A 12,986-nucleotide genomic window follows, 5' to 3' on the forward strand; every position below is an offset into this window, starting at 1 on the left:
TCCAAACTGGCTGCGCCAATAACGCCTGGTGGGACAGGCTCTTAATTTTTATTTTAAGGAACCATATATCTGGTCAACAATCCAGCCATACGTCGCCGCAGGTAATAATCCACTGACAAAAACATTCGGATTTACTTTAGGATTTGCTACCGGCGAGTGCGGCCTGTTACCTAAAATCACAATCGCCATATGATTAACCGGATCGATAGACGTCAGCGTTCCGGTCCATCCGGTATGTCCATATGTTTGTGGACTGGCTAATACCCCGAACGTGGGGGTCATTGAGGCGTTGCCGTTAACGCGCCACCCCAGACCAAAGGTAGCGTCTTCTGGCGAGCGTCGAGTAAACTGCGCAACCGTTTTGTCGTCGAATAGCTTCACGTTACCGTAGCCGCCCCCATTGAGCATGACTTGCATTAACACAGCTATATCATGGGTGTCAGAAAACAGTCCGGCGTGTCCTGAAACGCCGCCCATTGAGTACCAGGCTTTTTCATCATGCACCTGGCCCCATAGTGTATTGGTGCGAATATTGGGGAAATGAATCACGCCGTCACGCGTATTGCCGTGTAGTTCCGTTGCGGCGATTTGCGGCGGCGTGAAGCCTTTCATCAGCGGGTTAAAGACGGTATGTTTTAATCCGAGCGGTTTATAAATGGTGGTTTCGACGTAGCAATCTAATGGCATTGCCGTTATCGATTCAATGATAAAACCAAGAATCATATAATCCACGTCGCTGTAGATATGCTTCGACCCAGGTTGATATTCCAGCGGTGTCTTTTTAATCATCTCCAGAGTAGTGCTTTTACTCTGTGAAAATAATTTACCGGCGACGTTTTTATTGGGATATTGTGGGTCGGCAGGAAAGCCCGCGACGTGATGAAGAATATCAATAATGCGGAGTTTATCTTTGCCTTTTATTTTATCCCCAGGCATATCCTTAAAGCCGGGGATGTATTTTGATACCAAATCATTGACATCTATTTTTCCTTCATACACTAGTTTTTGCAATGCAAAGTTAGTGGCATACATTTTTGTGTTTGAAGCCAGGTCATACATCGTGTTAGTGGTCGCCCGAATGGGATGGGCTAACAGCGTGGAACCGTCATATTTTTTGGCATAGCCCCAGGCTTTTTGTAGAACAATATGATTATCTTTTATCACCAGAAGATTGATGCTGGGATATCCGGCATCAATTTGATTTTGAATCCAGCCATCAAGTCGGTGAAGTTTTTGGCTATCAAATCCCACCTGATCAGGGCTCGCGGTGGTCAATACCGGATACTCAACGGCAAAAGCTGAAAGGGAAAACGTCAGTAGAACCGTCGCAACGAGAGTAAATTTCATGATGATTCCCTCAGTCTCACTCCGGCCGTCAAATCATATCGCGAGCATGGACTCTGCGGCCCGGAGAAGCAGAATATGGTCATGGCAGTGACAGAAAAATATGGCTGTACGTCCGTTCAGTCGGCATTAAGGATTAACCCTTCAGCAGACAAAACCGACCTCACGGCGTAATATTAATGCTCTTTTTACACCCTGGAGCCAGCATGTCGCAAACCATTACGCTTATTAAGGATAAAATTCTTTCTGATAATTATTTTACTCTGCGCAACATTACCTATGACCTGACCCGTCGTAATGGCGAGGTTATCCGTCACAAGCGTGAGGTTTACGATCGCGGGAATGGCGCAACCATTCTGCTTTACAACTCAACTAAAAAAACCGTGCTTCTGGTTCGCCAGTTTCGCGTGGCGACATGGGTCAACGGTAATCAAGACGGTATGTTAATTGAAACCTGCGCTGGCCTGCTTGATAACGACGAGCCGGAGGTCTGTATCCGTAAAGAGGCCATTGAAGAGACAGGGTATGACATTGGTGAGGTACGCAAGATATTTGAGCTGTATATGTCGCCAGGCGGCGTCACGGAGCTGATTCATTTCTTCATTGCCGAATATCATGATAGCGAGCGTGCCAGCATCGGCGGCGGCGTGGAGGACGAAGAGATTGAGGTGCTTGAACTGCCGTTTTCCCGGGCGCTGGAAATGGTGCGCTCAGGCGAGATTCGGGACGGTAAGACCGTGTTATTGCTTAACTATTTACAGACGTCTCATCTAATGGACTGAAAAAAAAGAAATATATTTCTTTACACAAAAAAGACCAATCCGATAAATCTGATTGAGAACCCTGATGCGCGCAAGGAAGATACCGCCTTAGCTGTGTTGTTCTGAATCTGGGGTTGTTCCGTTCATGCGCTACCGCGTTATTCTTTTTTGTCTGTTTGGCCTGTTGCCGGTCCAGCTACTGTGGGCTGCGCCAGCGCAACGGACTTTTTCCGACTGGCAGGTCACCTGCAATAACCAAAATTTTTGCGTAGCGCGCAATACTGGCGAACATCATGGGCTGGTGATGACATTAAGCCGCAGCGCCGGGGCGCGTACCGATGCGGTACTGCGTATCGACCGCGGCGGTTTGGCGCCGCCCGACGCTAAAGAAGCCGCAATTGCGCCTCGCTTATTGCTGGATGGCAAACCGCTTTCGTTCAACAGTCCACACTGGCGCGTGTCGCCCTGGCATCTCATGACCGGCGATCCTGCCACCATCACCGCATTTTTACAGACTATTCAGGATGCGCAGGCTATCACCTTAAAAAACGGCGTTCAGACGCTTTCGCTGGCGGGATTAAAAGCGGCATTACTGTTTATCGACGCGCAACAAAAACGTGTGGGCAGCGAAACCGCCTGGATTGAAAAAGGAAACGAACCGCCGCTCAGCGTGCCCCCGGCACCGGCATTAAAGGGGATCGCCGTTATTAATCCAACGCCCGTACCGCTGAGTGAGGAAGAACGCGACGATCTGCTGGACTACGCCGCATGGCGGGTAAACGGCATTCGCTGTTCGCTTGACCCGCTGCGTCGCGAGACGCAGGTCAGCGCGTTGACGGATGATAAAGCGTTATTGATTGTTAACTGCGAAGCCGGCGCCTATAACACTATTGATCTCGCCTGGGTAGTTTCACGCAAAAAAACGCTCGCCTCGCGCGCCGTACGTTTGCGGCTGCCGTTTAATCGCGGCGTCGAAAGTAATGACATGGAGTTGATGAACGCCTTCTTTGACGAGAAAACGCGCGAGCTGGTGACGTTGGCGAAAGGGCGGGGGTTAACCGACTGTGGTATCCAGACGCGCTGGCGTTATGATGGCGATCGTTTTCGTCTGGTACGTTATGCCGAAGAACCGAGCTGCGATAACTGGCACGGGCCGGATGCCTGGCCTACGCTGTGGATCACGCGTTGAATCCTGGTTGTTATCCCCTTTTCAGAATAGGGATACACCTATTGAGGTTTCATTTATGGTATAGAGATTGCTACGTTACGGTAGGATTGTTACTTTACCCGATAGCCTCACCACAGCAGGAAATAGTATGAAAATAAATAATGGCCCCGTATTATGCCCCCATTGTGGCTGCCTGAGCGCTTATTATGAAATAGATCGGCTGGCGGCGATAAGAGAGAAAGTGAATAAAGAAGGCGGATCAGCGGCATGGGATTCAACATTACAGGCGCATAAAAAAAAGGCCTTTTGCCTGATGTGCCATAAATCCATTGATGAGGTCGTCATCGGGCAGTCAGATGCGCCTGAGTCTACGAAGTAATTTTGCACAGCCTACAGAACAGGTCTGCAGACTGTGCAAAGTCTGTGTTGCTAACGCTCGCCTTAGCCTTTGATGTTTAGCACCCGGCGGGCTTTTTCTACAATATTTTCCACGGTAAAGCCAAAATACGGGAACAATTTGTCAGCCGGAGCGGATTCACCGTATCCCGTCATGCCGATAATTGCGCCTTTTAGGCCAACATATTTATACCAGTAGTCGGCTATACCGGCTTCCACCGCGACGCGGGCGGTCACGTGCGCCGGTAGCACTGATTCGCGATATGCCTCGTCCTGCGCATCGAAAATATCCGTTGAAGGCAACGACACCACGCGAACGTTATGCCCCTCGCCAGTCAATTTTTCCGCCGCCTGGAGGGTAATTTCCATTTCCGATCCGGTAGCGATCAGAATGATATCCGGCTTGCCGCCGCTATCTTTCAGAATATAACCGCCGCGGGCAATTGCTTTCACCTGTTCCGGCGTGCGTTCCACCTGCGCCAGATTCTGCCGAGAGAGAATCAGCGCCGTCGGCCCGTGCTGACGTTCAATGGCCAGCTTCCAGCCGACTGCCGCCTCAACCTGATCGCAGGGACGCCAGGTGCTGAAGTTTGGCGTTAAGCGCAGGCTCGCCAGTTGTTCCACGGCCTGGTGCGTCGGGCCATCTTCGCCTAAACCGATGGAGTCGTGGGTATAGACCATAATCTGCCGGGCTTTCATTAAGGCCGCCATACGCGCCGCGTTACGCGCATATTCGACAAACATCAGAAACGTGGCGGTATACGGTACAAAGCCGCCGTGGTAGGCGATGCCGTTAGCAATGGCGGTCATGCCGAATTCGCGCACGCCATAGTGGATGTAATTACCTGCCGGATCCTCTTTCAACGAGGTCGAACCTTTCCAGATAGTCAGGTTGCTCGGCGCCAGATCTGCCGATCCGCCCAACAGTTCCGGCAACAGGGGACCGTAGGCATTGAGCGTATTTTGCGATGCTTTACGGGTGGCGATTTTGGCCGGATTAGCCTGCAAGTCGTTAATAAATTTTTGCGTGGCGGATTCCCATGTCTCCGGCAGTCCGCCGCTCATCCGGCGGGTAAACTCCGCGGCCAGCTCAGGATAAGCCTTCTCATAAGCAGCAAACTTTTCCTGCCACTGCTGCTGCGCTTTCTCACCTTTTTCACGGCCATCCCACGCGCGGTAAATTTCTTTTGGGATCTCAAACGCCGGATGATGCCATCCCAGCTTCTGGCGAGTCAGCGCCACCTCTTCTTCGCCCAGCGCCGCGCCGTGCGACTCCTCCTTCCCGGCTTTATTCGGCGAGCCAAAACCTATCACCGTCCGACAGATAATTAGCGAAGGTTTATCTTTTACGCTCTGCGCTTCCAGAATGGCTTTTTTCACCGCCTCCGGATCGTGCCCGTCAATGTCATGCACGACATGCCAGTGGTAGGCTTCAAAACGTTTGGCGGTATCGTCGGTAAACCAGCCTTCGGTTTCGCCATCAATGGAGATGCCGTTGTGATCATAAAAGCCGATCAGTTTGCCCAGCCCCAGCGTACCAGCCAGCGAACACACCTCATGCGAGATCCCCTCCATCAGACAGCCGTCGCCCATAAAGACATAGGTGTAGTGGTCGACAATCTCATGGTCCGGCCGATTGAACTGTGCGCCTAACGTACGCTCGGCAATCGCCAGCCCGACGGCATTCGCCAGCCCCTGGCCCAGCGGTCCGGTGGTGGTTTCAACGCCGGGCGTATAGCCAATCTCCGGGTGACCTGGCGTTTTAGAGTGCAGTTGACGGAAGTTTTTTAACTCCTCCAGCGGCAGGTCATAACCGGTTAAATGCAGCAGACTATAGAGCAGCATGGAGGCGTGACCGTTGGAAAGGATAAAACGATCACGGTCATACCAGGTCGGATCGGTGGGGTTATGTTTAAGAAAATCGTTCCATAGCACTTCAGCGATATCCGCCATCCCCATCGGCGCGCCGGGGTGCCCGGAATTGGCTTTTTGAACGGCATCCATGCTCAGCGCACGAATCGCATTGGCAAGGTCTTTACGGGACATAAATCACTCCATGCAAGGTTTATAGTTTGGCGGCAAGCAGGTCTTCCAGTTTGCGCTGGTCAACGGCAAAAAGACGGATACCTTCCGACAGCTTCTCTACGGCCATCGCGTCCTGATTATGTTCCCAGCGGAACTCCGCTTCCGTCATTGGCGTAGGACGGTGGAACATCTGCGAGGAAGGCACCAGTTTACGGATCACCGGTTCTTCTTTTTCTTTCAGCTCTTTAAGCAGGTTAGGGGAGATAGTCAGTCGATCGCAGCCGGTTAGCGCGAGGATTTGCTCAGTACGGCGGAAACTTGCGCCCATCACGATGGTTTCATAGCGATGCTGTTTAAAGTAATCGTAGATATTGCGTACCGATTTCACGCCGGGATCTTCCTCCACGACATACGGCTCCAGCGGACTACGCGCCTGATACCAGTCGTAAATTCGGCCCACGAACGGAGAGATTAAATAGACGCCCGCTTCGGCGCAGGCGCGCGCCTGGGCAAAAGAGAACAACAGCGTCAGGTTGCAATTAATGCCTTCTTTTTCGAGCTGCCCGGCGGCGCGGATACCTTCCCAGGTCGCGGCGAGCTTGATCAGAATGCGCGATTTATCAATATCCTGCTGCTGGTAGAGATCCACCAGATGGCGCGCTTTCTCGATACTTTTTTCTTTATCGAACGATAACCGCGCGTCGACTTCAGTAGAGACGCGACCGGGAATACTTTTCAGTATTTCCGCGCCAAAATTAACCGCCAGTTTATCGCTGGCTGCTGCAACCTGCTGTTCCTGCGTACCGCCGTGTTTTTTCCCCCAGGCAATCGCATCCTCAATCAAATGACCATACTGCTCAAGCCCGGCGGCTTTCAGCAGTAAAGAGGGATTTGTCGTGGCATCCTGCGGCTGGTAGTGGCGGATGGACTCGATGTCGCCGCTATCGGCGACGACGGTAGTGAATTGTTTGATGCCGTCTAGCTGGTTCATAGGAAATACTCCTTGAAAAGTAAAGTGTTAGATGAGTGTGTTGATTCACACTTCTGAAAGATTGATACACTACATAACCAAAAAGCATAGCAGACAGGCATGGTATTGCTGGTATAAGCAGGTAACATGGCTGTTATAAGTTGATAACAAACTCTTGCGCCGCGTCGTGATAGTTTGCAGACCTTCAAAGTTTGTGTTGCGCAGTACGGTGATAATGTGCGGCGCACCAGGCCGCGTCACTTTTTGAACGATACGTGAAAGGAACAACAAAATGGATGAGCAGTTAAAACAAAGCGCCCTTGATTTCCACGAATTTCCGGTACCCGGTAAAATTCAGGTTTCTCCGACTAAGCCCCTTGCCACCCAACGCGATCTGGCGTTGGCTTACTCGCCAGGCGTGGCGGCGCCCTGCCTGGAAATCGAAAAAGATCCGCTGGCAGCCTACAAATACACCGCGCGCGGCAACCTTGTCGCGGTCATTTCCAACGGTACAGCGGTGCTGGGGTTAGGCAACATTGGCGCGCTGGCCGGCAAGCCGGTCATGGAAGGCAAAGGCGTTCTGTTTAAAAAATTCGCCGGCATCGATGTGTTTGACATTGAAGTCGATGAGCTTGATCCGGACAAATTTATCAATGTGGTCGCAGCGCTGGAGCCGACCTTTGGCGGCATTAACCTCGAAGACATTAAAGCGCCGGAATGTTTCTATATTGAACAGAAACTGCGCGAGCGCATGAACATCCCGGTTTTCCATGACGATCAGCACGGAACGGCGATCATCAGTACTGCCGCCATTCTTAATGGCCTGCGAGTCGTAGAGAAAAATATTTCCGACGTGCGGATGGTCGTCTCCGGCGCAGGGGCGGCGGCAATCGCTTGTATGAACCTGCTGGTCGCGTTGGGGATGCAAAAGCACAACATCGTGGTGTGCGACTCTAAGGGCGTTATTTACAAAGGCCGTGAGCCGAATATGGCGGAGACCAAAGCGGCCTATGCGGTAGACGACAGCGGCAAGCGCACGCTGGATGAAGTCATTGACGGCGCGGATATTTTCCTCGGCTGTTCAGGCCCGAAAGTGCTGACTCAGGAGATGGTGAAGAAAATGGCCCGCGCGCCAATGATTCTGGCGCTGGCCAACCCGGAACCGGAAATTCTGCCGCCGCTGGCGAAAGAAGTGCGTCCGGACGCCATCATCTGTACCGGTCGTTCCGACTATCCGAACCAGGTGAACAACGTATTGTGCTTCCCGTTTATCTTCCGTGGCGCACTGGACGTCGGCGCGACGGCGATCAACGAAGAGATGAAACTGGCGGCGGTCCGTGCGATTGCCGAGCTGGCGCACGCCGAACAGAGCGAAGTGGTGGCCTCGGCCTATGGCGATCAGGACCTGAGCTTTGGGCCGGAATACATTATTCCGAAACCGTTTGACCCGCGTCTGATTGTCAAAATCGCTCCGGCGGTCGCGAAAGCGGCAATGGATTCCGGCGTGGCGACGCGCCCGATTGCTGACTTTGATGCCTATATCGATAAACTGACCGAGTTTGTCTACAAAACCAACCTGTTCATGAAGCCGATCTTCTCGCAGGCACGCAAAGATCCGAAGCGTGTAGTGCTGCCGGAAGGGGAAGAGGCGCGCGTGCTGCACGCAACCCAGGAGTTGATCACCCTGGGGCTGGCGAAGCCCATCCTGATCGGACGTCCGAGCGTGATCGAAATGCGTATCCAGAAACTGGGGCTACAGATCAAAGCGGGCGTTGATTTCGAGATCGTGAATAATGAATCCGATCCGCGCTTCAAAGAGTACTGGAGCGAGTATTACCAGATCATGAAGCGTCGCGGGGTAACTCAGGAACAGGCGCAGCGTGCGATGATCGGCAACCATACGGCCATTGGCGCGATCATGGTGCAGCGTGGGGAAGCGGATGCGATGATCTGCGGTACCATCGGCGACTACCATGAGCATTTCAGCGTCGTGAAAGCCGTCTTTGGCTACCGTGACGGCGTGCATACGGCAGGGGCGATGAACGCCTTACTGCTGCCAAGCGGCAACACTTTTATCGCCGATACTTATGTTAACGAAGATCCCACGCCGGAACAGTTGGCGGAGATCGCCGTAATGGCGGCGGAAACCGTTCGCCGCTTTGGTATTGAGCCGAAAGTCGCGCTGTTGTCGCACTCTAACTTTGGTTCCTCAAATTCGCTGTCCGCCAGCAAAATGCGCGAAACCCTTGAGCGGGTACGCGAACGAGCGCCCGATCTGATGATTGACGGTGAGATGCACGGTGATGCGGCGTTGGTGGAAAGTATTCGTAATGACCGGATGCCGGATAGTCCGCTGAAGGGAGCCGCCAATATTCTGGTGATGCCGAATATGGAAGCCGCCCGCATTAGTTACAACTTACTCCGCGTCTCCAGTTCCGAAGGCGTCACGGTCGGCCCGGTCCTGATGGGCGTGTCTAAACCGGTACATGTATTAACGCCGATCGCCTCTGTACGCCGTATCGTGAATATGGTGGCGTTAGCGGTAGTTGAAGCGCAAACCACGCCGCTTTAATAACGCATTACTCTCTCTTCTGGCGCAGGTTCTCCTGCGCTTTTTTTATGCGCCGCTGGGCTTCGCCATGGCATGGAAGGCTCGTGTGGGGATATTCTGGAACCTATTGCGTTACCCCTACTTATTTCACTGAATCTGTACTATGCACAAATCGAGTGATACGCATTATTTTTATCAATAATAGTAATATAAAGAATAGTCGGTGGGTATTTATTGCGGAACAGGCTTAAATTCAGAATGACGCCTGAAAATGTGATGCACCACGATATTTATCGTTAACACCTTCGACAGAAGTCCCTTTTATTTTCTTTCTCTTAGTGATCTACCTCACCTTTTACATCACCTTGCCGAATTTTGTTATTTACTCCGACAAAAAATTGCCACGATGACGGCAGTTTCAGTGGAGACGGTGAGCAATGAATAAAGAACGCATTATTCAGGAATTTGTGCCGGGCAAACAGGTCACGCTGGCGCATCTCATTGCGCACCCTGGTGAAGAACTGGCGAAAAAGATCGGCGTTCCCGATGCTGGCGCGATTGGCATTATGACCTTAACGCCGGGGGAAACGGCGATGATCGCTGGCGATTTAGCGATGAAGGCTGCGGATGTACACATCGGTTTTCTCGACAGATTTAGCGGCGCGCTGGTGATTTATGGCACCGTCGGCGCAGTAGAAGAAGCGCTATTACAGACGGTCAGCGGGCTGGGGCGATTATTAAACTTTACCCTGTGTGAGTTAACAAAAAGTTAATTGGTGGCGGTAATGAAACGTATTGCTTTTGTCGGCGCGGTCGGCGCCGGAAAGACAACGCTTTTTAACGCGTTACGGGGAAATTATTCCCTCGCCAGAAAAACGCAGGCCGTGGAATTTAACGATCATGGCGATATCGATACGCCGGGTGAATATTTTAGCCATCCCCGTTGGTATCACGCCTTAATTACCACGTTGCAGGATGTGGACACGCTGATTTATGTCCACGCGGCAAACGATAAAGAAAGTCGCTTACCTGCCGGGTTATTGGATGTTGGAACCCGTAAACGACATATCGCCGTTATCAGCAAAACGGACATGCCGGATGCCGACGTCGCCGCTACGCGGCAGTTGCTTTGCGAGATTGGATTCCGGGAGCCGATTTTCGAGCTCAACGGCCACGACCCGCAAAGCGTGCGGCAGTTGGTGGATTATCTGGCGGCTCTCAGTGAACAGGAGGAAGAGGCAGGTGAAAAAACTTATCACAGCTAACGATATTCGTGCGGCCCACGCCCGCGGCGAACAGGCGATGTCGGTAGTGCTGCGCGCCAGCATTATTACCCCGGAGGCTCGCGAAGTGGCGGAACTACTGGGCTTCACGATTACCGAATGCGACGAGCCCGTCCCGGCATCCACATCGGCGCAGTCGTGTAAAAGCGAAAGCCAGCGCATTCGGGAAGCCATCATCGCGCAGCTCCCGGAAGGGCAGTTTACTGAAAGCCTGGTGGCGCAGTTGATGGAAAAAGTGCTCAAGGAAAAGCAGTCGCTGGAACTGGGGACGATGCAGCCGAGCTTTACCTCCGTCACGGGTAAAGGCGGCGTGAAAGTCATTGACGGCAGCAGCGTGAAATTTGGCCGCTTCGACGGCGCCGAACCGCACTGCGTCGGCTTAACCGATCTGGTTACAGAGCAGGATGGCAGCAGCATGGCCGCCGGGTTTATGCAGTGGGACAACGCCTTTTTCCCGTGGACGCTGAACTACGACGAAATCGACATGGTGCTGGAGGGCGAACTGCATGTACGCCATGAAGGCGAAACCATGATTGCCAAAGCCGGAGATGTCATGTTCATCCCTAAAGGCTCCAGCATTGAATTTGGCACGCCAACGTCCGTGCGCTTCCTGTACGTCGCCTGGCCTGCAAACTGGTAATCCGTATGAACGATTTCATCACCGAAACGTGGCTCAGAGCGAATCATACGCTCAGCGAAGGATCGGAAATCCATCTGCCCGCTGATGCACGACTGACGCCCTCGGCCCGGGAACTGCTGGAAAGCCGCCGCCTGCGCATTAAGTTTCTGGATCCGCAAGGTCGGCTGTTTGTCGATGATGACGAACAGCAGCCGCAGCCGGTACATGGCTTAACCAGTAGCGATACGCACCCACAGGCCTGCTGTGAACTGTGCCGCCAGCCGGTGGTGAAAAAGCCCGATACGCTGACCCATCTGACGGCGGACAAAATGGTCGCCAAAAGCGACCCGCGCCTCGGCTTTCGCGCCGCGCTCGACAGCGCCATCGCGCTGACCGTGTGGCTACAAATCGAACTGGCGGAACCCTGGCAGCCGTGGCTTTTCGATATCCGCTCGCGGCTGGGCAACATTATGCGCGCCGACGCTATAGATGAACCGCTGGCGGCTCAGTCTATCGTCGGGCTGAACGAGGATGAGCTGCATCGGCTTTCCCACCAGCCGCTGCGCTATCTCGACCACGATCACCTGGTGCCGGAGGCCAGCCACGGTCGCGATGCGGCGCTGCTTAATCTGCTGCGAACCAAAGTCCGCGAAACGGAAACCCTCGCCGCACAAGTGTTTATTACCCGTAGTTTTGAGGTCTTGCGCCCGGACATTTTACAGGCGCTGAACCGTCTCTCCAGCACGGTTTACGTGATGATGATTTTGAGCGTGGCGAAACATCCGCTGACGGTCGCCCAAATTCAACAACGGTTGGGAGAGAAGCCATGATCATTGAACGCGCCCGCGAACTGGCGGTACGCGCCCCCGCCAGAGTCGTCTTTCCCGATGCGCTGGACGAACGCGTGCTGAAAGCGGCGCATTACCTGCAACAGTGCGGTCTGGCTCGCCCCGTTCTGGTCGCCAGTCCGTTTGCGCTGCGTCAGTTTGCCCTGAGTCATCGTATGGCGATGGATGGCATTCAGGTCATCGACCCACACAGCAACCTGAGTATGCGCCAGCGTTTTGCGCAACGCTGGCTCGCCCGTGCCGGAGAAAAAACGCCGCCGGACGCAGTGGAAAAGCTTAGCGACCCGCTAATGTTCGCTGCCGCCATGGTGAGCGCCGGTGAGGCTGATGTGTGTATCGCAGGCAACCTGTCGTCAACGGCGAATGTGCTGCGCGCAGGGCTGCGGGTGATTGGCCTGCAACCCGGGTGCAAAACATTGTCGTCTATTTTCCTGATGCTGCCGCAGTATGCCGGTCCGGCATTAGGGTTCGCCGATTGCAGCGTAGTGCCGCAGCCGACGGCGGCGCAGCTGGCGGATATCGCTATCGCCAGCGCCGACACCTGGCGGGCCATTACCGGCGAAGAGCCGCGCGTGGCGATGCTGTCATTTTCAAGCAACGGCAGCGCCCGTCACCCCAATGTTGCCAACGTGCAGCAGGCGACAGAGCTCGTTCGCGAACGTGCGCCGCAACTGCTTGTGGACGGTGAATTGCAGTTTGACGCCGCTTTCGTCCCGGAGGTCGCCGCGCAAAAAGCGCCTGACAGCCCGCTGCAAGGCCGCGCCAACGTGATGATTTTCCCGTCGCTGGAGGCGGGCAATATTGGCTACAAAATCGCTCAGCGTCTGGGAGGCTATCGCGCTGTTGGGCCGCTAATTCAGGGGCTTACCGCGCCGCTTCACGACCTCTCCCGAGGCTGTAGCGTGCAGGAAATTATCGAACTGGCGTTGGTGGCAGCCGTGCCGCGCCAGGCTGACGTGAGCCGCGAACGCAGCTTACACACACTGGTTGAATGAACGGTCCCGTTCTGGACCCCTTTAAT

12 protein-coding genes are annotated in these 12,986 nt (G+C 53.7%); 9 read left to right on the forward strand and 3 right to left on the reverse strand.

The genetic code is table 11. The features are described from left to right. Nucleotides 1-48: 48 nt before the first annotated feature. Complete coding sequence (pbp4b, locus tag ABVM99_RS13485) at nt 49-1,347, reverse strand: penicillin binding protein PBP4B (protein ID WP_023195313.1); 1,299 nt, start codon at nt 1,345-1,347, stop codon at nt 49-51. A gap of 203 nt (nt 1,348-1,550) precedes the next feature. Here pbp4b and nudK point away from each other — a divergent pair, with 203 nt between their 5' ends. From nudK to ABVM99_RS13500, 3 genes are all read left to right on the forward strand, one after another. Then, nucleotides 1,551-2,126, forward strand: coding sequence for a GDP-mannose pyrophosphatase NudK (gene nudK, locus ABVM99_RS13490; RefSeq protein ID WP_023195314.1), 576 nt, complete (start codon nt 1,551-1,553; stop codon nt 2,124-2,126). A 124-nt stretch (nt 2,127-2,250) separates the two neighbouring features. After that, nucleotides 2,251-3,294, forward strand: a complete 1,044-nt coding sequence (locus ABVM99_RS13495) for a DUF1176 domain-containing protein (protein ID WP_001270668.1) — start codon at nt 2,251-2,253, stop codon at nt 3,292-3,294. 127 nt (nt 3,295-3,421) lie between these two features. Continuing rightward, a complete protein-coding gene (locus ABVM99_RS13500; RefSeq protein ID WP_000700635.1) occupies nt 3,422-3,652 on the forward strand; it encodes a hypothetical protein in 231 nt (76 codons plus the stop codon). Between the two features lie 62 nt (nt 3,653-3,714). On the opposite strand, the gene tkt is transcribed toward ABVM99_RS13500, so the two are convergent. Further along, nucleotides 3,715-5,715: a transketolase gene (gene tkt, locus ABVM99_RS13505; RefSeq protein ID WP_052938308.1), complete on the reverse strand. Its 2,001-nt coding sequence runs from the start codon at nt 5,713-5,715 to the stop codon at nt 3,715-3,717. Between the two features lie 19 nt (nt 5,716-5,734). Beyond that, complete coding sequence (tal, locus tag ABVM99_RS13510; RefSeq protein WP_023195315.1) at nt 5,735-6,685, reverse strand: transaldolase; 951 nt, start codon at nt 6,683-6,685, stop codon at nt 5,735-5,737. Nucleotides 6,686-6,956: 271 nt separating this feature from the next. Here tal and maeB point away from each other — a divergent pair, with 271 nt between their 5' ends. From maeB to pta, 6 genes are all read left to right on the forward strand, one after another. Continuing rightward, nucleotides 6,957-9,236, forward strand: a complete 2,280-nt coding sequence (maeB, locus tag ABVM99_RS13515; protein WP_000344299.1) for an NADP-dependent oxaloacetate-decarboxylating malate dehydrogenase — start codon at nt 6,957-6,959, stop codon at nt 9,234-9,236. 416 nt (nt 9,237-9,652) lie between these two features. Further along, nucleotides 9,653-9,988: an ethanolamine utilization microcompartment protein EutS gene (eutS, locus tag ABVM99_RS13520; RefSeq protein ID WP_001031445.1), complete on the forward strand. Its 336-nt coding sequence runs from the start codon at nt 9,653-9,655 to the stop codon at nt 9,986-9,988. Between the two features lie 12 nt (nt 9,989-10,000). Next, nucleotides 10,001-10,480: an ethanolamine utilization acetate kinase EutP gene (eutP, locus tag ABVM99_RS13525; RefSeq protein WP_000820751.1), complete on the forward strand. Its 480-nt coding sequence runs from the start codon at nt 10,001-10,003 to the stop codon at nt 10,478-10,480. Continuing rightward, a complete protein-coding gene (gene eutQ / locus ABVM99_RS13530) occupies nt 10,458-11,138 on the forward strand; it encodes an ethanolamine utilization acetate kinase EutQ (protein WP_393927010.1) in 681 nt (226 codons plus the stop codon). Before eutP ends, eutQ begins: the two co-directional genes overlap by 23 nt. A gap of 5 nt (nt 11,139-11,143) precedes the next feature. Next, entirely contained in the window at nt 11,144-11,947 is an 804-nt protein-coding gene (gene eutT / locus ABVM99_RS13535) for an ethanolamine utilization cob(I)yrinic acid a,c-diamide adenosyltransferase EutT (protein ID WP_000997656.1), read from the forward strand. Further along, nucleotides 11,944-12,960: a phosphate acetyltransferase gene (gene pta, locus ABVM99_RS13540; RefSeq protein WP_023195166.1), complete on the forward strand. Its 1,017-nt coding sequence runs from the start codon at nt 11,944-11,946 to the stop codon at nt 12,958-12,960. The genes eutT and pta overlap by 4 nt, the downstream gene beginning before the upstream one ends. Nucleotides 12,961-12,986 lie beyond the last annotated feature (26 nt).

This window comes from Salmonella sp. SJTUF15591 (assembly GCF_043356435.1).
GTDB classification, from domain to species: domain Bacteria; phylum Pseudomonadota; class Gammaproteobacteria; order Enterobacterales; family Enterobacteriaceae; genus Salmonella; species Salmonella enterica.

What these genes read in the sequence shown, in the direction of transcription:
- eutS (WP_001031445.1), top strand. Translation starts at nt 9,653, where the DNA reads ATGAATAAAGAACGCATTATTCAGGAATTTGTGCCGGGCAAACAGGTC.
- tal (WP_023195315.1), bottom strand. Translation starts at nt 6,685, where the DNA reads ATGAACCAGCTAGACGGCATCAAACAATTCACTACCGTCGTCGCCGAT.
- ABVM99_RS13495 (WP_001270668.1), top strand. Translation starts at nt 2,251, where the DNA reads ATGCGCTACCGCGTTATTCTTTTTTGTCTGTTTGGCCTGTTGCCGGTC.
- eutP (WP_000820751.1), top strand. Translation starts at nt 10,001, where the DNA reads ATGAAACGTATTGCTTTTGTCGGCGCGGTCGGCGCCGGAAAGACAACG.
- maeB (WP_000344299.1), top strand. Translation starts at nt 6,957, where the DNA reads ATGGATGAGCAGTTAAAACAAAGCGCCCTTGATTTCCACGAATTTCCG.
- eutT (WP_000997656.1), top strand. Translation starts at nt 11,144, where the DNA reads ATGAACGATTTCATCACCGAAACGTGGCTCAGAGCGAATCATACGCTC.
- pbp4b (WP_023195313.1), bottom strand. Translation starts at nt 1,347, where the DNA reads ATGAAATTTACTCTCGTTGCGACGGTTCTACTGACGTTTTCCCTTTCA.
- tkt (WP_052938308.1), bottom strand. Translation starts at nt 5,715, where the DNA reads ATGTCCCGTAAAGACCTTGCCAATGCGATTCGTGCGCTGAGCATGGAT.
- ABVM99_RS13500 (WP_000700635.1), top strand. Translation starts at nt 3,422, where the DNA reads ATGAAAATAAATAATGGCCCCGTATTATGCCCCCATTGTGGCTGCCTG.
- pta (WP_023195166.1), top strand. Translation starts at nt 11,944, where the DNA reads ATGATCATTGAACGCGCCCGCGAACTGGCGGTACGCGCCCCCGCCAGA.
- nudK (WP_023195314.1), top strand. Translation starts at nt 1,551, where the DNA reads ATGTCGCAAACCATTACGCTTATTAAGGATAAAATTCTTTCTGATAAT.